The sequence below is a fragment of the Verrucomicrobiota bacterium genome, assembly GCA_037139415.1.
In the GTDB taxonomy this organism is placed as follows: Bacteria; Verrucomicrobiota; Verrucomicrobiia; order Limisphaerales; family Fontisphaeraceae; genus JBAXGN01.
The window spans coordinates 15,904-35,130 of sequence record JBAXGN010000004.1; the positions used below are offsets into that span (position 1 = coordinate 15,904).

The window sequence follows — 19,227 nt, forward strand, 5'->3', positions numbered from 1 at the left end:
CCCAAAAAAGGTGGGCGGCAGGTAAAAAAGAAAACCGGCTTCCGTTGACCACGGAAGCCGGTTTTGATGATTCCGATAAAATCGGCGTCTTAGATTTTCTTGGGCAGCTTGGTCCAAGCGCCCTTCTTGGCGGAACTCTTGACACACGTCTCAATGAACGCGATGCCCATCCAGCCATCTTCCACGTTGGCGTACTTGCTGCCGTCCGTGCTGAACTTCTCGCCCGCCTTCCATTTACGCACATCGGCTTCAAAGCAGCGATGCAGGCGCGCGAACGCGTCGTGGAACGCCTCGGGATGTCCCGCCGGGATGGTGGGTTCCGCCATGAGATCGGCCGGCAGTTCCTTGGGCAGGAAACCGTCGCCCGCAGTCACCGCCCCGCGCCAATAGACCCGGTCAGGCTGATTGGCAAGGTGGATCGTGATGCTCTCGGGTTCCTCTTGGCGCCAGCGCAAAGTGCCCTTGGTGCCAGCCACCACAATGCCGAGATCGTTCTTGTGGCCGATGCAAATCTGCGAGGCACGCACGAGGGCCTTGCCGCCATTGCTCAGCTTGCCGTAGATGGTAAAATGATCATCCAACATGCGGCCCTGCACGAAGGTCTCGAGCTGCGCGGAAACCTCGGTGACATCCAGGCCGGTGACATAGCGGAGTTGCATGAGGGCGTGGGTGCCGATGTCGCCGCCGCAACCGGAGCCGCCAGCGCGCTTGGGATCCACGCGCCACGACGCCTGCTGCTGGCCAGTGGCTTCGAGTTTGGTGGCGAGCCAGCCCTGGATGTAGTAGCTATCCACCCAGCGGACGTCACCCAGCAAGCCACTCTGCACGATGTAGCGGCTAAAACGGCTGGTCCAGTGGCCCAAATAGGTATGCGCCACTCCGAACGGCACGTTCAGCTTGCGCGAGGTCTTCACCAGGTCGTTGGCTTCCTTCAGGTTCAGGCACAGCGGCTTTTCGCAAAACACCGCAATGCCCGCCTTCATCGCCTTCATGGCCGGATCGTAATGCACAAAATTGGGCGTCACGATCAGGATGTAGTCTAGCTTCTGATCTTCCGGCAGGCTGGCGTTGGCCGCGATCATCTCATCATAGGAACCATAACCCTTGATCGGGTACGGCCACTTTTCCGCTTCTTCCATCGCGATCTTGGGATCGGGGAACAACGCGCCCGCGACGACGCGGCGGGTGCCGTCAAAATGGATTGCTTTTTGGTGCGGATGCACGATGAACGCGCCTTTGCCGCCACCGACCAAACCGACATTAAGAACTTTTTGAGCCATAGTCTTTTATGTTTTCGCTGTTGCTATGTTATCATTTATTTTCCCTTGAGGAAACCCATTTGCAGGATTTCACCCTCAAGGACCACTGGGTATTGCGCGGCCAGCATAAAGGCTGGCCGCATGGTTTCAAGACATTTGTGGCGAATTTGCCAAGGATTCTGAAACGACGCACCGGGGTGGCCATAGTGCCGGTTAAATTGGCAAACTCCGCCAGCCGATGCAGGCAAGGTAAACTTATTTGGGCCGCGCCCATTCGATCATGATGTCTTTTTTGAGCGAGGCGGTTTTTTTCCCGGAAGCATCCAATAACTCAATCTCGAGGGTATCCACCCGAATCAAGTCCTGGGGAATACTCGCCGTTTCATCCACACCAACCTGGAGCACTTGCAGGCTGCGGCCGGCCGTCACCTCGGCGGGCGGGATGGCAAACCAGGAGGCCGTCACCAGTTTTCGGGAATCGTATATTTTAGCGGTCAGTTTACCCGCGCCACCCACCATGTTACAGCGCACCGCAATGGTGCCGTGAAACAAGTCGTTTTGCCGGAAATCTTCCAACTCGATGGTGCTGCTGGGAGCCACCGGGGCTTTGGCGGAAGAATCCGCTTCTGAATTACCTTTGGCGGTATCTGCCGCTGCTGCCCCCGGAGCCTTCCAGGTTAGGAGCATGGTGGCGGGATAAATGTTCTCCTGTTTGCCAGCACTCGCTTCCGACAGATAGACATAGACCTTATCGGTCGTGACGGCGCGAACCTCTGGATTGTCTGGATGGAATTTCACCGGAAAGAGGGCGAAATTGCGGCGGGATTTGGCAATTTGCACCGGGGTAGCCTGGAAGAAACGGCTGACCTCGGGCTCGCGCGCCCGGGTAACGTTGACTCCCAGCATGGGCGAGGTCATATCATCCTTGTACTCGTACTCAACGCCAATGGTCATCTGGCTGCGATCCAGACTGCGATTGACCACATCCACGTTGGTAACCTTGCTCTTCAAGTGGGTGGCCATGACCGGCCCGCTCGATGGTTGCGCCTCGGCCGCCTGATCCGCCCGCAAGCGGGCCATTTCTTTGGCCTTGGCGACGGCCTCGGCAGCGGCGCGCGCCTCGGCTTCGGCTTTCACCTTGGCTTCCGCAATGGCCCGGGCCTCGGCTTCCACTTTCGCCTTTTCTTCAGCCAGCCGTTTTTCTTCGGCCAGCCGTTTGACCTCTTCCTGGGCCTTGCGCTCCGCTTCCTCGCGAATTTTGGCTTTCGCGGACGCTTGCTCTGCCGCCAGTCGGCGTTCCTCAGCCAGGCGTTGGGCGGTTTCTTCAGCCAGGCGTTGGGCTTCCGCGCGTGCCTTGGCTTCCGCTTCGGCTTTTGCGCGCGCCAGTTCCCGCTGCCGCGTCTCTTCCTCGGCCTTCAATCGGGCCGCTTCCCGGACCTTGGCTTCCGCCACCGCCTGCTCTTCCGCCAGCCGTTTTTCCTCCGCCAACCGTTGGGCTGCCGCCTCCGCCTTGCGTTGGGCTTCCGCGCGGGCCTTGGCTTCCTCTTCGGCTTTCAACCGCGCCAGTTCCCGTTGCCGATCCTCTTCTTCGGCCTTTTTGCGCGCCTCGTCACGGGCCCTGGCTTCCGCCACCGCCTGCTCTTCTGCCAACCGCTTTTCCTCGGCCAAGCGTTTAGCCTCGGCCTCGGCCTTGCGTTGGGCGTCCGCGCGGGCTTTGGCTTCCTCCTCGGCCTTCAACCGCGCCAACTCTCGTTGTCGCTCTTCTTCTTCGGCCTTTTTGCGCGCCTCGTCGCGGGCCTTGGCTTCCGCCACGGCCTTTTCCTCCGCCAGCCGCTTTTCCTCGGCCAGGCGTTTGGCTTCGGCCTCCGCCTTGCGCTGTGCTTCCGCGCGGGCTTTAGCCTCTTCTTCAGCCTTCAGCCGCGCCAACTCACGTTGCCGATCCTCTTCCTCCGCCTTTTTGCGCGCCAGTTCCCGTGCCTTGGCTTCCGCCGCCGCCTGCTCATCCGCCAGCCGCTTCTCCTCGGCCAGGCGTTTGGCCTCGGCCTCGACTTTGCGTTGCGCTTCCGCGCGCACCTTGGCCTCCTCGGCTAAACGTTCACGCTCTTTGGCCACCGCCTCCGTGCGAGCCTGCTCTTCGGCCAGCCGCTTTTCCTCGGCCAGGCGTTTGGCTTCGGCCTCCGCCTTGCGCTGTGCTTCCGCGCGGGCTTTAGCCTCTTCTTCAGCCTTCAGCCGCGCCAACTCACGCTGCCGATCTGCTTCCTCGGCCTGCTTGCGCGCCTCTTCCCGTGCCTTGGCTTCTGCCACCACTTTTTCTTCCGCCAGCCGTTTTTCCTCAGCCAAGCGTTTGGCTTCAGCCTCTGCCTTGCGCTGCGCTTCCGCACGGGCCTTGGCCTCCTCTTCGGCTTGCAAGCGTGCCATTTCGCGCTGCCGATCCTCTTCCGCTGCCTTCAAACGCGCCGCCACCCGCGCCTTTTCTTCCGCCGCCGCCCTTTCTTCCGCCAGCCGTTTTTCCTCGGCCAGGCGTTTGGCGTCTGCTTCGGCCTTGCGTTGTGCTTCAGCACGCACCTTGGCCTCTTCCTCGGCCTTCATCCGCGCCAGCTCCCGCTGCCGCTCCTCTTCCACCGCTTTCAACCGCGCGTCTTCCCGTGCTTTGGCTTCCGCCACCGCTTTTTCTTCCGCCAGCCGTTTTTCCTCGGCCAGGCGTTTGGCGTCTGCTTCGGCCTTGCGTTGTGCTTCAGCACGCACCTTGGCCTCTTCCTCGGCCTTCATCCGCGCCAGCTCCCGCTGCCGCTCCTCTTCCACCGCTTTCAACCGCGCGTCTTCCCGTGCTTTGGCTTCCGCCACCGCTTTTTCTTCAGACAAGCGCCGCTCTTCCGCCAGCCGTTTAGCCTCTTCTTCGGCCTTCATCCGCGCTTCTTCCCGCGCCTTAAGTTCAGCTTCCTGACGCGCTTTTTCTTCCGCCAATCGTTGGGTCTCCGCGTCCGCCTTGGCTTTGGCTTCAGCGAGTTCCTTGGCGTGCGCCTCGGCCGCCAGCCGCGCTTGCTCGCGCACTTCCGCCTCCGCTTTGGCCTTGGCTTCCGCCTCGGCCGCTTGCCGTGCGGCCTCCTTGGCTCGTTTTTCCTCTTCGGCGGCTTTTTGCGCCAGTTCCTTGGCACGGGCTGGATCAAAGGTGGACTCTTGGGGAGTTTCCGGCATGGGTACAGCCTTGGCATTCGCACTTCCCCACTTGACGGTCTTCAAAAAAGTAGTGACTGAAACAACGGAATAGCCATTGATGTCGGTCAAATATAGGTAAATACGGTCCGTGGTCAATTGCGGCGGAACCCCCGGCTCATCGTTGAAGTATCTGATGGTAAATGAAACCGGCGCACGCCCCCGCCCGATGGTAACAGAATCCGCCCCAAACCAAACAGAGACCGACGGCTGATCTTTTTTACGCACCACGGGAACCAGTTTGGCGGAAGACCCGGCCACACCATCATAGTTAAAATCCACCGTCACCACCACCTCGGTGCCATCGGCAGACTGTTTGCCCACGCGCAAATTACTAAAAACCGGCCCGCCCATGCCCATACCCATCTGACCTGGCCCCTGCATGTTATTAATCATCGGCGCCGCCCAAGCGGGCAACGCCATTTGGCAAATGAGCATCCAGATGATCATTCCCCGAATTAGACGCTCTCCAATACTTCTCAAATTATGGTCCGGCTTCATAACCAGTTCATTATCAAATGCAAGTCAATTGAGATAGCATAACGGCAAACGGGCATCCGGTCAAACGAATAGGACAGGTTGTTGGTGGCGCAATCGGAACGCGTCGCAACCATATTCAATCCGCCATGCGCATGTAGTATTTGCATGTCTTCACCTTACCAAATCGCCGGGGCTGTCAAAGACCGGGTTTTACCGCACCTGGAACTGGTAGGAACCGGACGCAATCTGGAAAACCGCATATCCCGGTTCCTGGCGCAGGAGCTGCACCCCGGGACTTGCTTGCGCCGCGAGGTTACTTTCCCGCACCTCGGCAGCGGATTTCGCCGGGACAAATACGGTGGCAGTGGTGTTTGGCGGGATGGTCACCTGCAAGGTGAATTGACCGTCGGTTTTCTTCCAGTCGGTGCGAATGCCTCCGTAGATCGAATCGTAACTGCCGCGAGCCCAGGTGAGATCCCCAACGAGTTGGGGTTTGATGAGGATTCTCTTGAAGCCCGGGCCGGCAGGATCGCCGCCAATTCCCGCGACGTCCTGATAAAACCACTCCAGAATATGGCCCAGCATGAAATGATTGTGCGACGATCCTCGACGGGCATCCCAGGCCTCGGTGAGGCTGGTGGCACCTTGCTTGAGTTGGTAGCCGTAACCGGGCCGCTCAGACTGGTTGTTCATATCAAACAGCACCTCCGAATGCCCGCCGTCAGCCAGGGCACGCACGAGGTATCGGAAACCAACATCGCCGGCGGTGAGTGCGTTGGTGCGGGCGCGCACATCGGCGACCAATGCCGCGACCAACGCCGGTTTTTCTGCCAGATCCGCCAGGTCCAGCACACACGGGATGGCGTTCGCACACTGCGATCCGGTCGAATATTGGTGGGTGTCCGGGTTACGGAATTTTGTATTAAAAGCGGTGCGAATCGTATCCGCCAGAAGCGCATATTTTTCAGCGTCTTCTTGGTACCCAAGCAGTTTGGCGGCTTGCGCAATCACCCAGGCACCCTTGAAATAGAACGCGGTGGCGGTGAGCGCACGCGGCGTCAACTGCGCCTCGCCGGGGGGCTTGGGACCGATGTCATACCAATCACCCAAGCCGTGGTTGACAATGTGATCCGTAGCTTTACTGCCCAAGTAGATCACATAACGCTTCATGCCCGCATAATGGCGGCGCAGTAATGCGAGGTCGCCGGTCCATTCATACTGTTGCCAGGGCACCAGCAGAAAGGCGCTGCCCCATTCCGGCGAGTCACGGAATCCGCCGTTGAAAACGACATATTCCGGGGCAATGTCGGGCACCAAACCCGCTTCTGTCTGCGAGTCAGCCATGTCATTCATGCTTTTGGTGAAAAGTTGCGCCAGGTCCCATTCATAACGCAGCGAGGGGCCGTTGAGGTGATACTCTTCCAACCAGCCAAGGCGTTCGCGATGCGGACAGTCGGTAAGCACACTGACCATATTCGCGCGCTGCGCCCACCGAATGAGCGTGCGGATGCGGTTGAACAGTTCATTCGAGCAGGAAAATTCACCCGCGGGCGGCGAGGCAGAATGCACCACCACACCTTCGAGGGATTCGACTGCGGGCAACGCGTCATTGCCGGCTGCCGGCTCAAGTTCCACCTGCAAATAACGGCAGCCGTGATACCAGAATTTCGGGAACCAGGTTTCGCTGGTGTCGCCCGACAGCGTGTATTTCCAATAGGCCTCGCCACCACCGACGGAACCACGATCCACAGGACCATCTTTCTTCAGCAGTTCTGCCGGGGTGATTTTTATCGACGTTCCAGGCGGGCCGTGAACCCGAAATCGCGGCATGAGAGGTGCGTTCTGGCCCAGATCATAGACCGTCACCCTGGGCGACAGTTCCTTGACACTCACAGGTTGCAACACGTCGAACGCGCGCAGCGGCGGAGCCGCGCTGCTGAGTCCGCGCAGCGTACCACCCGGCCCCGTGACGCACAGGGCGGGAAACCACTGGGTGGCGGCAAAACCAGGCTGGCTCCAGCCTTTGGGTTCCAGGCGGGCGTCATAGTCTTCCCCACCATAAATGCAGGAGAACGTAATGGGGCCGGACGCAACCTGCCACTCCGGGCCGGTGCCAATGATCTGGCTGGTGCCATCGGCGTACTCCAGGTGCAGTTGGGCGATGGCTTTCAGCGGACCAAACGAACCTTTGAACTTGGTATAGCGTCCGCCGGACACGTTATACATTCCGTTACCCAGCAGCAGCCCCACCGCATTGCGTCCGGTCTGTAACATTGGAGTGATGTCATGAGTGTCGTACAGGCAGGTTTTGTCATACTTCGTCCAACCGGGAGCAAGCAGGTCGGCCCCGACTTTCTGACCGTTGACACTCAGCTCATACTGGCCCAAGCCGCATACATGCACAACGGCACGTTGTAAACCGGGTTTCAACGAGAACTCATGTCGGACCAGTAGCGTTTGATATTTTGCCGAAGCGCCGCCGATGAGACCCAAGCCATCCGTCAGGGAATCTTTGCCCCAACCGTAATTCTCCACACTGTCCTTGGCGGTGACCTTGGCACCCACCGCCGCGTTGGTATTGCCCGAAATCACTTCCAACTGTTGCAGCGCAAAACAGAACTTGGTGTCGCGCCGCCATGATTGGGTGACCGTCACCCGCACATATCGGGCCGTGACCTCCTTGGCCTTGAGCGTCACGGACCGATAACCCGGATTCTTATAATCCGCACCGGTATGGTCGGCCACCACATCGGGCTTGGTGAATTCTGCATCCGTCGCAGTTTCCACCTTGAACCGGATGGGAAATCCGAAACCATCTTTGTTCTCGTGTCGCATCGGATGCAGCCGGAAGGCGGACACTGGCAAGGCCCGGCCCAAATCCACCTGTACCCACTTGGTGTCGTCGGCATGGCCTGCCTCGCTGGCATGATAGCCACGTGCCTTGCGGGGGGATATCTGTGCGCCCTCGGCGCTGATCCAGCGCGCCTGCCAGTCGGTTTCGCGCAATATACCCATCGTCCACGAAGCCGGCTGGCTCCAAGTGGAAGGCTTGCCATCTTTGTCCCAAACCCGGATTTTCCAGAAAACCCGTTGGGAAGACTTCAAGGGCGCACCGGCGTAGGGAGTCTGAATACTGCTTTCCGAAATCACCTTGCCGCTATCCCACAGATCGCCTTGGTGATGTGCCAAAGTGTTTTGCGTGGTTGCCACGAGTACCTGATAGGCGGTTTGTTTTTGACCGCGTGTGCTGCTCTGCAGTTTCCAGAATACTCGCGGTTGCGCCGTGTCCACGCCCAACGGGTTGACGGCATATTCACAGCGCAAATCCATGACGGCCAGGGAATCGGGAGCTTGGGCAGCCGCCCACCCGCCGAGGAGAATGAGCATACCCACGCTCCAAGCGCCAAAGTTGCGGGACTTGGGCGTAGTTGGCAAACTAGTTTGATATGAAAGCATAAATTTGTGCTATTGATGCCATAAAGACAACCCGACCAAAAGCGTAAATGATATTTTCGAAACACTTGCCACGGAGGCAACGGACGCCTATGCTAGGCCCAGATTTAACCAAGCATACACATGAAAATTTGTCTGATTAGCATTACGGAAGTCAAAGCTGGCAAAGTGAATTTGAAGGATCCGCGGCTGGATCTGGCCGATAAGCTGGTTGAGGCGAAGAAAAAAGCCTATGCCCAAGTGGACGCGGTGGGGGAGGAAGACCTCGTGACCTCGGATGCGGTGTTGACCAATGAGGAGGGCAAGGCAGACCTGATCCTCCGGGATCTGGAGTTTGTGGAAACCCGGCTAGAGCGCACTCCGCCAGAGGCTGAGCGTGCCGCATTGCTGAAAATCAAGGCTGCCCTCGAAGGTGAAAAATTTGTCAGCCAGGCTGGGCTGTCGCCCGAGGAGCGGGGAGCAGTAACGGTGCATAATTTCGTCACGGATCGTCCGATTGTCGTGGCGCGCGCGGAAGAGCTGGCCGAGCCGGATGCGTTGATGCTGCGCGCCGTGGCGGAAGGCGGCTACATCAGTTTCCTCACGGTGGGCGGCAAGGAAAACCGGGCCTGGCTGATTCGCAAGGGCGCGACCGCCTGGGATGCCGCTGGCGGCATCCATTCCGATATTCAGAAAGGCTTTATCCGCGCGGAAATCATCAGTTTCGCGGACTTTGAGGCGGCGGGCGGAGAGACGGAAGCCAAGCGCGCCGGCAAACAGCGGCTGGAAACCAAGACGTACGTGATGCAGGATTATGATGTGGTGAATTTCCGGTTCAATAAATAGCGGGGGCCAGAAAAATTCTGGGCGCGGTTGCCGATGTCAAATCTCGTGTTAACTTCGCGTATGGTAGTTATAAGGTTGTTCACCATCACAATGGTTGGTTGGTGGTTGGCCGCGTTCGCCTGCCCGGCGGCGGAAATGATTCCGGCTGACATCGAGAAACTGTCCACGAACGCCCAACTCGTGGTTCAAGGTCGGGCCTTAAGCCTAACCATTCAGCGCAACCCGGCGGGCGTGATTTATACGGCGGTGGATTTCCAAGTGGACGATGTGTGGCGCGGTCAACTTGGCACCAATCATATCGAAATCCGTTATGCCGGCGGCATCCTGGGCGAGCAGGGTCTTTATGTCACTAGCGAAGTCGAGTTCAACGTGGGCGAGGAGGCAGTGGTGTTCCTGCTCCAAGCGCCTGAAAATGCCTGGGTTTGCGTGGGAATGTCCCAAGGTAAATTCGAGGTGCAGCCAGGGCCGGATAAAGCGCAGAAGCTGGTCCACAATCCGTTTCATGGGCAAGGGCAGGAGTTGCTGCCAATCAGCTCGCTTTCCAAAGGGACAGTTGCCCTCCCTGCAAGTTCGCCGTTAACCGTGGGCGATTTAAAAAAGAGCGTTCAGGAGGCCAAATGAAACGGTGGCAACGATTCTTTTGGGTGTTGGTCGTTGGTCTGCCGTGCTTCTCCGCGTTGGCATATGTGGACCGCTACAATGCGTACGCCCAGCCGTTGCAATGGAACCTGACCAATCCACCGGTCAGTGTCCCCACCAACTCATTCAGCCGCAGCACCAAGGCGATTCGTTTTTATATCGGGGCGGAAGCGTTCTCCACCAGCAACACCACGGCTGAGATCAATGCCATCAAGGCGGCGCTCGGGCAATGGCAGGCCATCCCGAATACCCTCATCAAATTTGAATTCGCCGGGTTGTTGAGCAACATCACCAACGTCAACCCTTCGGACGGAACCAATGTTATTTTTTGGAAGAAGGACACGAGCCTGTTGAATGGCACCACGGATATTTCCCAAAGTCTGGGCATCTGTTTTTATTCCTATTCGAGCAATACGATCACCGAGGCGGATATCGCCCTCAACGGCATCAATAAATCCTGGTTTACGGATATTACGGATGCCGCTAACACCAATTACTTCGTTGAGGGAGTGGTCATGCATGAGATGGGACACGGCCTAGGCATGGCGCATTCGCCGATTGGCGGCCAGATCATGTTTCCCACCATGGGCCGCGGCATTCAAGGGCAGATTCGATTGTTGTCCGATGAAATTGCCTTTGCCCGCAGCTTTTACGCCGCCACGAACCCAGCGGCCAATTATGGGTGCCTGACCGGTTACGTCACCCTGGCCGGTAGCGGTGTCAAGGGAGCCATTGTCACCGTGGAAAGCACCAATGGTTCCGTGCTGGCCTCCACGTTGACCTGGAGCAACGGCTATTATGCCGTGCCCCTGCTGCCGCCAGGTCCCGCCTGGTTGCGGGTGACGCCGATGGATGGGTTCGGCTTGGTCAACCCGGCGATGCTTAATGAGCCGTTTTTTACCAGCAGTCCACAGACGAACTTTTATCCCTCCACCAATTATTCTGTCACCCTGACGGCCGGCGTGACGAATGGGTTTAACATCAGTGTCACCAACGGCGCGCCACCATTCCGAATCCAATATATCCGCTATAATTATAGCTACGGCGGCGGGGCCATTAGTGTGAATCCCGGGGATAACAATGTCATCGTGGGGGTGATGTCCACCAACCTGCCTACCAATGGCGCGGTGCTGCAAATCCTGGGGGATGGCCTCACGATTGGCCCTACCGTCATCGAGCCTAACCTGGCTGGGCCTTTGAACTCGATTTCCGTGACGATTTCCGTCGCCACCAATGCCACGCCGGGCGTGCGCAGCCTGATTATTCTCCGCACGAACGATAATGTACTGGCACACGCCGTTGGTTTCCTGCAAATTCCCCCGGCCATTCCCGACCAGAATTTTGACGGTTTAAACGACCTCTTTCAGCGAAAATACTTTCCCGTGTTCACCGATCCGCAGGCCGGGCCGAACGCCGATCCGGATAACGACGGCCTCAATAACCTGCAGGAATACATCGCCGGCACCAATCCAACCAATAAAGCTTCAGTCTTATCCGTGTTGAGCACCACCATTTCCGCCAGCGGCACCACCATCAAGTGGCAGAGTGTGGCCGGGAAAAAGTACCAACTGTTCAGCCGCCCCGGACCTTCCCCCGCTGGGAATTGGACCCCGCTAGGGACACCCGTCACCGCGACCAACGCCGGGGCGCAGTACTTCGACGCCGGGGCGCCTACGGGACGCAAGTTTTACCGAATCCAAGTGTTGCCGTAGTGACGTGCTTGCCATTAGCAGCACGATTTGCAGAGTACAACCGTTTGCGTTGAGCCCGGCTCAGACTGCCCGGGACCATCCCACGCGACCATTTGACAACCTGAATCGCCACATCAATTCCCGGTTTACCTGAATATCTACCCCGCGCTCACCGTCATATCAGTAGCACGGGTTATGGCCTCCTCCATGAGGTGGAAAAAAGTGCATTAGCCATGGAATGTTGATTGAATGACAATTTATGGCAAGTATGATGGCTCCGAAATTGGTAGGGAACTGCGCCCATTAAATAGTAGATGTTTGCCCGGTAGGGTGAAGACTGGCCTGCGAATAATTTTTGGCAGGCTCAAAGTAAAATAAAATGGTTATGAAATTGCCTAAAAAGCCAGTGATGACTTGGGGTTCCGACCTCAAGCGACGTGATTTTTTACGCGGCACCTCCGCCGCCAGCTTGTTGACCCTCATGGGAGGTGTACCCATTCTGGCAGCCGATAGCGCCGCCCCTGCCCCCGCTGCGGAAAAGAAGACCGGGCGTCCGCCGCTGCAAGTGGCCGTGATCGGACTTGGTCTGCAAGGGCGGGATATCCTGACGGCCCTTTCCAAGATGCCTTCCGCCAAAGTGGCGGCCATCTGCGACACCTACGAGCCCATGGTCAAACGGTGCAAGGAACTGGCCCCGGAAGCAGATACGAACCCTGATTACAAGAAGGTACTGGAAAACAAAGCCATCCAAGCCGTGGTGATCGCCACGCCGACCCATAAGCATCGCGAAATTGTGGAAGCCGCGCTGGCCGCCGGCAAGCATGTCTATTGTGAGGTTCCGCTGGCCTGGTCGCTGGAAGATGCCCGCGCCATTGCCCAAGCCGCCAAAAAATCGCCCCGCTCCAATTTCCAGACCGGTTTGCAGAAGCGCGCCGATCCCCAGAACTACAAACTCATTGAATTCATCCGTAGCGGTGCCGCCGGAACGATCCTCAAAGCCCGCGCCCAGTGGGCCAAGAAGACCAGCGGACGCCGCACCTCGCCGAATCCCGACCGCGAAAAGGACCTCAACTGGCGGTTGTATCAGGAAACCTCGCTGGGTCTGATCGGGGAAATGGGCATTCACCAGGTGGATTTGCTGTCCTGGTTCCTCAAAGCCAAGCCCAAATCCGTGTACGGGTTCGGCAATGTCGCGTTGTACAACAGCAACAAGGATAACGATGATCGCACGGCCTTCGACACCGTGCAGGCGTTGTTTGAATTCCCCAACAAGGTAGGGTTTTATTACGATGCCACACTGGGCAACTCGTACGAAAGTGAATACGAGGTGCTGCACGGCACGGATGCTGCCGTCGTGACTCGCGGGTCAAAAGCCTGGATGTTCAAGGAAGCGGACGCCCCGCTGCTGGGCTGGGAAGTCTATGCCAAGAAGGAAGAAGGCGTGGCCTACAAGGAAGCCGGCATCTCCCTCGCTGCCAACGCCACCAAGATCGTTACCGTCAAGGTCGAGGAATTGCCGTACGCCATCACCTCGCTGGCTACGGCCATGGAATCGTTCGTCCGCAACAGTGTGGTCCTCGGCCAGGAAGTCACCAACTTCGACGATGCCTTCGATCCGAAGGATGAGAAGGCCCTGCGCGAATACCTGGCGGATACCCTCAAAAAAGTGCGCCTGCCCGCCGCTGGTTGGCAGGAGGCCTATGAAGCCACCGTGATGGTCATTAAGGCCAACGAAGCCACCATCAAGGGCGAGCGCATTACCTATTCAAAGGAATGGTTCGAAGTGTAAGCAAAATCATTTAAACAACAAACATAAATCATAACCCAACCAAAATAACTATTTATGAAAAAACAAATCATTCGTATCACCATGAGTCTGGCGCTGGTTTCCGCCCTGACGGCCTCCGCCCAAGTCCGGGACTTCAAGTCCAAGCCCGGCGAAGACACCAAGGCCCGCGTCGAGGGCACCTCCAACATCCACGACTGGTGGGTGGAAGGCAAACTGATCAGCGGCTTGCTCAAACTGGACGACGCCGCGCTCGCCAAGGTCGGCAAGGTCGCCGGCGAAGCCAAGGTCATCATCCCGATCAACACCCTGCATAGCAGCAGTGGCGCGAAAATGGACGACGTGATGTATGAGCACATGGAAGTGGAGAAGCAACCCGAGTTCCGTAAAATCATGTACCTGCTCGAAGAATTGACCGTCAAGAAACCCGCCACCGCCACCACGGCGGCGGAATGTGATTCCAAGGGCAGCCTCGTCATTCACGGTGTGACCAACAAAATTGACATGCCGATTACGATCCAAAAGGTCGAGGAAGATAACCTGAAAATCAGCGGCACGGTGTCCCTTAAAATCACCCAGTTCGGCATCAAACCGCCCAGCCCTGCCTTGGCGATGGGCTTGATCAAGACCGGTGACGATATCAAAGTCATTGTCAATTGGCGCGTCGCTCCGGTTGCCAAGTAACCTGCCATAACCCATTTGCCCGTTTCCACCCCAACGGGCGAGACCACCGCGATGAATGTCTCATTCATCGCGGTTTTTCTTTGGAGAAGGGCATCATGCGGTGGCTATGTCGCTTTGAATGGTTCATGCACCTGATCGTACGTTTATTTCAGGCGGACAACCAAGGTTGGAAACCAAAACCATAGTTATCGGCTCCAAAGCGCTTTACCATCCTTGACGGGCTTGTCAGGGAAATCCCTGACACAGTTAGCGGCATCTTCCTGACTGCCGGGAGAATCTCATATATGGCACTGTCTGCACAGTGAACCATTCAATCACCAACACGAGTGAGCCAGGAAACGCGTTAAACGCCGGACCATCTGGGGGCACCCAGGAACAGAATGCCATGGATAAGCTGGTGGTGACGTGCCAGCAAGGCGCGCCAACCGCACAAGCACTGGAAGATAAAACGCAACGGCTGTTGATCACCATTGCCTATCAGGATGAATTGACGCGCGCATGGGCAGCCACCGTTTGCGCCCGGGTGACGGAATTGGTGGGCGGCGACCATGCGGAGATTCATTGGTGGCACGTACCTGACGCAAAACTTTATGAAATTTCCACAACGGCGATAAAAGCAGCAGCAGCAGCAGATATTATCGTGGTTTCCGTATATGGAGAGAATAAATGGCCCGTATCGCTTTGCGCCTGGGTGGACCACTGGGTGGCATTACGAACCGTAACGGGGGGGACCATGCTGGCGCTCGTCACCGTCTCCGACCCGCCACACGTTCATTTTGATGCGGTATCGGAATATTTGCGCGCGGTGGCGGACAAGGCGCATCTGGAATTTTGTTCCGAGTTTCGCAAGCATCCCGCTTCCAACGCCCATTCAAATAATACGTAGTAGTATGAAATACACCAACGAACAACCCCGCTGGAATCCAGAACATCAGCCCCCCCCTCCCATTGGGTTCAATGAGCCAGAATCTCCGCTGCCACTTGTCTCGGTAGTCATTCCGGTGTTCAACGCCGAGGGGAGCATCGAATCGCTTTGTGATCGATTGATTGACGAGCTAACCGGGTTCTGGCGCATTCAAATCGTGCTGGTGGATGATGGCAGCACGGATCGCTCGGCGGCGGCGTGCCAACGATTGCGCGAGACGCATGGCGAACGGATTACCTTTATCCAACTTGCGCGGAATTTTGGCGAACACAACGCGGTGATGGCCGGACTGAACTACGCGGATGGCGACTACTGTGTCATCATGGATGATGATTTTCAAAATCCACCTTCCGAGGTGCATAAAATGCTGGTGGAAATTGCCAAGGGGTATGATGTGGTGTATTCCCGCTATCAGGAAAAAATGCATCATCCGTTCAGAAACCTGGCCAGTCGCCTGCACAACCGCATGGCGAGTTGGGTCCTGAATAAGCCGGCCGACCTGTATTTATCCAGCTTCAAAGTCATGTCCCGCTTTGTGGTTCAACAGGTCATTCAATACACCGGCCCCGATCCTTATCTGGATGCGATTATTTTGCGCACCACCCGCAATATTGGCGCGGTCACAGTTCAGCACCACAACCGCCAGCAGGGGGAATCCGGCTACACGCTGGCCAAACTGGTATCGCTTTGGGGAAATATGGTGGTCGCCTTCAGTTTATACCCGTTGCGGCTGGTGGGCACCTTTGGCTTCATCATGGCGGCGCTGGGGCTGTTGTATGGTCTTTACACCTTGGTTATTTGGGCCATTCCGGACATCCCGGAGCCCGGCGAGTATCAAAAGCTGAATGCGTCAATGTGGTTCTTTCGCGGATGCACCCTGCTGGTCATGAGTATTGTGGGGGAATACGTGGGGCGCATTTACATGCATCTGAACAGCGCACCGCAATACATCATCCGGCAGATGCTATCAGGACCGGTGCGCAACGGGGCCCGATTTTCCGCGAAACCCATGGTCGCGCGAGTGAATGGCAAATCCCGCAAGGAGGCCGCCATCGTCGGCGAAAGCGTATTATGCCATTGAGCCTGGAGAACTTGATGGCGCGGGAGTTTTCCGAACGGAGAGTGCTAATCACCGGCGGGTTGGGCTTCATCGGTTCAAGTCTGGCCCGCCGGTTGGCCGCGCATGAGGTCCGGATCACGTTAGTGGACAGCCTGATTCCCGAATATGGTGGCAATCTGTTCAACCTGGCCGGCATTGAGGACCGCGTGCTGGTCAATATCTCGGACGTGCGGGACGAACATAGCCTGTCATACCTGGTGCGCGGACAGGATTTCCTATTCAATCTGGCGGGACAAACCAGCCATCTGGATTCGATGCATGATCCTTACACGGACATGGAAATTAATTGTCGCGCTCAACTATCCATCCTCGAAGCGTGCCGCAAATACAACCCCGGCATCCGGGTGGTCTTTGCCAGCACGCGCCAAGTCTATGGCGAACCCGACTATCTGCCGGTGGATGAAAAACATATCCTGCGCCCGGTGGACGTGAATGGCATCAATAAAATGGCCGGCGAGTGGTATCACATTCTCTATCACCGGCGTTACGGACTAACGACAAGCGCGTTGCGCCTTACCAATACGTATGGTCCGCGCATGCGCGTCAAAGATGCCCGACAGACATTCTTGGGATTATGGATTCGGCAGTTGCTGGAAGGACAATCCTTTGAGGTTTGGGAAGGCCAGCAGCAGCGCGATTTTACCTATGTGGATGACGCGGTGGATGCGCTGCTCATGGCGATTATCAGTAACCAAGCCACGGGACAAATTTTCAACCTGGGCGGCGACCAAGTGATCAACTTGCAGGAACTGGCCGAAATGTTGGTGCGGATTAATTCCGGCGGCAACTTCGTGCAATGCGCGTTTCCCCCCGAGCGAAAGCAGATTGACGTGGGCAATTACTATGCCGACTTCAGCCTGATCCGTAAGGTGCTGGGGTGGCAACCACACGTTCCACTCCCGAAGGGGCTGGCGCTTACACTGGACTTTTTCCGGGCCAACTTGAACCAGTATGTTTGAGCGCAGGAAGACCAAACATCCCGCCAGTGTGCAGTCGGCACCCGCGCAAGTGGAGACCGCCACCCCAGGGTTTTTAACCGATCTCCGCGCGGTGCTGATTCCTGAACGGAAATGGCATTATGCGTTTCATGGGGTGGTGATTTTAACCGCGCTGGCGTATTGGATCGGGTCATTCGTGCGCTGGCCCGAGGCATCCTGGGCGGAAATCATCATGTATCGGCATCAGGGTGATAATCAGGTCTGGCCGGTTATTACCGCCCTGAGCCAGCTCAATTTTGGGGATCCCGCTGATGTTGTCAACCATGGGAAAGGGATCGCTGGTACCCAGGTGGTGATCTTGTTGCCGAACGCGCTGGCCTATGCCGTATTTGGAGAGGCCGGCTACATGGTGGCGGACGTGCTGCTATCGCTGGTATATTTTCTTTCCGTGGTGCTGTTGTTGCGCCAGTGTCGCTTTGGCAAATTCAGTAGTTTGTTACTCGGGACGCTCCTGGCCACCGGCGCGCTTCAGGCATTGTGCGGCAAGTTGGGTGGCAGCCTGGCCGAATTGGTAAAACTGTTTAACACCACCGCCATGGAATGGTCCTTTCCCGCGCTGTTGGATCTGCATATTTTTGCCAAACGCATCCCACGCCCCATGGGCACAGAACCATTCGTGGTACTGGCGCTCTACTGGATGGTTCGGCAATGGCACGAGTTGCACCTGCCATCCGTGAAACAGGGGATCGCCGTGGGCGCTTTGCTGGTCTTATTGGTTCAGGGCGACCCGTATTCAGTTTCTGCACTGGGTTTGTTGCTGCTCGGAGTGCTCACTCGCACCATGCTGGCCAACCATGGCCGCGGTCCATGGCGGTTCCTTGGGGGAGCCATGCTCGGGGCATTGCTGTTCGGTTGGTATTTTCTGATGCAACGCTATTTTGAAAGTCCGGACAGCGCGTTGCGCATTGGGATGGCCACCTATTCGCGGTCAAAACTCTGGCTGCTGCCCGGCTATGCGCCCTGGTTGCGTTTAGGGGTTGTATGTCTGCTGGCCAGTTGTGTCATTTGGGCGGCCCGAACGTTGATCCACCGCACCAAGGTGACCGGAGAAGATCGCGATCAGCCTGGCAGTGGAACACCAACCGACCACCGGAAACCTGCGGAAGGGGATGCAGGTTCCACGCCGCTGCCCACAACCATGGAAAACTATCAGGCAGAGCGCGATCTCGCGCTGTTCTGTCTCAGCATGGTCGTTGCAGCGTGGTTGGCGCAGCCCGTCCAATTATTCCTGCTCGGTACCAGCACTCAGATCTACCATTATCTCATTGCCACACTCCCGCTCTTTTATTCGTATGCATTATTGATCCTGGCGGGGCGGCTGGTCACAGTATGCACCCCGCGCGAATTGGCGGGCTGGCTGGATCGGTTTGGCCATGCACCGGGGGGGCCGGGGGCGTGCGTGGTGGGGGCAATGCTGGCGATGACAGTGTTGTTGGGCAGCGAGAGTGCGTTGGCGGCGGTGGGGTTCACCAAACTTTCCCGCCAGGAAACCGTGGTTCCCTGGGCGGATTCAGGAAATCGTTATCGGGAAAATTTCCGGGCGTTGGACCGTGAGTTCAGGGTGAACCCGGAATTGCAGCGAACCCGCTCGTTCGCCACTTTTTGTAATGAGGTGTACTTTCTGCTCACGGCGTTTCATGACAAACGAACCTTCCTGCCCGATAACGCCTATTCCACGTTAAGCGACGCGGAACTGGAACACCGGCTTTGCGAAGTGCTGAAGATATTCAGCTTAAGTCCGGAGTGTTTTGGAGCGTTCATCGAGCAAAATCATGTCATGAACTATTGGCTGGGATGCGCCAAATATTGGTGTACCATGGATTATAAATTTTCCCGGGAAGAAGATTATTCCACCGCCGCACTGGAGGTGGTGAAAAAAATGCCGAGCCAATCCCCGTTTTTACTGGTCATGCCGCGCAGCGAAAACGAGCGATTGGTCAATAAGTACGCTTCGATTTTATATAATGAAACCAAAATTGCCGATTGTCCCGACGTGTTCATTCTGACCATCCAAGAACTAAAGTCAGGGCTGATACCCACCACCAATATGTACCAGCTCGCCTATTCCAATGAAATCTTCCTGGCGTACACCAGAGTGATACACGAGGGAACGTATCGAGCACGCCCACCCAAACCATGAAACCTGAACTCCAG

General features: G+C 57.1%; 11 protein-coding genes and 1 pseudogene. 9 read left to right on the forward strand and 3 right to left on the reverse strand.

Going from position 1 to position 19,227, the window contains the following annotated elements; translation table 11 throughout:
• Window positions 1-89: 89 nt before the first annotated feature.
• The 3 genes from WCO56_01295 to WCO56_01305 all read right to left on the reverse strand — a co-directional run bounded on the left by WCO56_01295 (window position 90) and on the right by WCO56_01305 (window position 8,408).
• Window positions 90-1,280 carry a Gfo/Idh/MocA family oxidoreductase gene (locus WCO56_01295; GenBank protein ID MEI7728173.1) on the reverse strand — a complete coding sequence of 397 codons (1,191 nt, stop codon included), beginning with the start codon at window positions 1,278-1,280 and terminating at the stop codon, window positions 90-92.
• A gap of 234 nt (window positions 1,281-1,514) precedes the next feature.
• Window positions 1,515-4,910 carry a hypothetical protein gene (locus WCO56_01300; GenBank protein ID MEI7728174.1) on the reverse strand — a complete coding sequence of 1,132 codons (3,396 nt, stop codon included), beginning with the start codon at window positions 4,908-4,910 and terminating at the stop codon, window positions 1,515-1,517.
• A 252-nt stretch (window positions 4,911-5,162) separates the two neighbouring features.
• Window positions 5,163-8,408 (reverse strand): family 78 glycoside hydrolase catalytic domain, encoded by a 3,246-nt coding sequence (locus WCO56_01305; GenBank protein ID MEI7728175.1) that lies wholly within the window; start codon window positions 8,406-8,408, stop codon window positions 5,163-5,165.
• A 570-nt stretch (window positions 8,409-8,978) separates the two neighbouring features.
• Between WCO56_01305 and WCO56_01310 the strand changes: the two are divergent.
• From WCO56_01310 to WCO56_01350, 9 genes and pseudogenes are all read left to right on the forward strand, one after another.
• A pseudogene (locus tag WCO56_01310) lies at window positions 8,979-9,230 on the forward strand (DUF933 domain-containing protein).
• A 60-nt stretch (window positions 9,231-9,290) separates the two neighbouring features.
• Window positions 9,291-9,851 carry a hypothetical protein gene (locus WCO56_01315; protein ID MEI7728176.1) on the forward strand — a complete coding sequence of 187 codons (561 nt, stop codon included), beginning with the start codon at window positions 9,291-9,293 and terminating at the stop codon, window positions 9,849-9,851.
• Entirely contained in the window at window positions 9,848-11,581 is a 1,734-nt protein-coding gene (locus WCO56_01320) for a matrixin family metalloprotease (GenBank protein ID MEI7728177.1), read from the forward strand. Before WCO56_01315 ends, WCO56_01320 begins: the two co-directional genes overlap by 4 nt.
• Window positions 11,582-11,945: 364 nt before the next feature.
• Window positions 11,946-13,349 (forward strand): Gfo/Idh/MocA family oxidoreductase, encoded by a 1,404-nt coding sequence (locus WCO56_01325; GenBank protein ID MEI7728178.1) that lies wholly within the window; start codon window positions 11,946-11,948, stop codon window positions 13,347-13,349.
• Window positions 13,350-13,403: 54 nt separating this feature from the next.
• On the forward strand, window positions 13,404-14,030 hold the full coding sequence (locus tag WCO56_01330; GenBank protein ID MEI7728179.1) for a YceI family protein: 627 nt from the start codon (window positions 13,404-13,406) through the stop codon (window positions 14,028-14,030).
• Window positions 14,031-14,331: 301 nt separating this feature from the next.
• The gene (locus tag WCO56_01335; protein ID MEI7728180.1) at window positions 14,332-14,916 is read left to right on the forward strand and encodes a hypothetical protein; all 585 of its coding nucleotides are present in this window, start codon (window positions 14,332-14,334) and stop codon (window positions 14,914-14,916) included.
• Between the two features lie 4 nt (window positions 14,917-14,920).
• Window positions 14,921-16,036: a glycosyltransferase family 2 protein gene (locus WCO56_01340; GenBank protein MEI7728181.1), complete on the forward strand. Its 1,116-nt coding sequence runs from the start codon at window positions 14,921-14,923 to the stop codon at window positions 16,034-16,036.
• Window positions 16,027-17,034: an NAD-dependent epimerase/dehydratase family protein gene (locus WCO56_01345; GenBank protein MEI7728182.1), complete on the forward strand. Its 1,008-nt coding sequence runs from the start codon at window positions 16,027-16,029 to the stop codon at window positions 17,032-17,034. Before WCO56_01340 ends, WCO56_01345 begins: the two co-directional genes overlap by 10 nt.
• A complete protein-coding gene (locus tag WCO56_01350) occupies window positions 17,027-19,213 on the forward strand; it encodes a hypothetical protein (protein MEI7728183.1) in 2,187 nt (728 codons plus the stop codon). The genes WCO56_01345 and WCO56_01350 overlap by 8 nt, the downstream gene beginning before the upstream one ends.
• Window positions 19,214-19,227: the final 14 nt, after the last annotated feature.

Coding starts and splice junctions, on each gene's coding strand:
- WCO56_01295 (MEI7728173.1), bottom strand. CDS start 1,280: ATGGCTCAAAAAGTTCTTAATGTCGGTTTGGTCGGTGGCGGCAAAGGC.
- WCO56_01300 (MEI7728174.1), bottom strand. CDS start 4,910: ATGCTCATTTGCCAAATGGCGTTGCCCGCTTGGGCGGCGCCGATGATT.
- WCO56_01305 (MEI7728175.1), bottom strand. CDS start 8,408: ATGCTTTCATATCAAACTAGTTTGCCAACTACGCCCAAGTCCCGCAAC.
- WCO56_01315 (MEI7728176.1), top strand. CDS start 9,291: ATGGTAGTTATAAGGTTGTTCACCATCACAATGGTTGGTTGGTGGTTG.
- WCO56_01320 (MEI7728177.1), top strand. CDS start 9,848: ATGAAACGGTGGCAACGATTCTTTTGGGTGTTGGTCGTTGGTCTGCCG.
- WCO56_01325 (MEI7728178.1), top strand. CDS start 11,946: ATGAAATTGCCTAAAAAGCCAGTGATGACTTGGGGTTCCGACCTCAAG.
- WCO56_01330 (MEI7728179.1), top strand. CDS start 13,404: ATGAAAAAACAAATCATTCGTATCACCATGAGTCTGGCGCTGGTTTCC.
- WCO56_01340 (MEI7728181.1), top strand. CDS start 14,921: ATGAAATACACCAACGAACAACCCCGCTGGAATCCAGAACATCAGCCC.
- WCO56_01345 (MEI7728182.1), top strand. CDS start 16,027: ATGCCATTGAGCCTGGAGAACTTGATGGCGCGGGAGTTTTCCGAACGG.
- WCO56_01350 (MEI7728183.1), top strand. CDS start 17,027: ATGTTTGAGCGCAGGAAGACCAAACATCCCGCCAGTGTGCAGTCGGCA.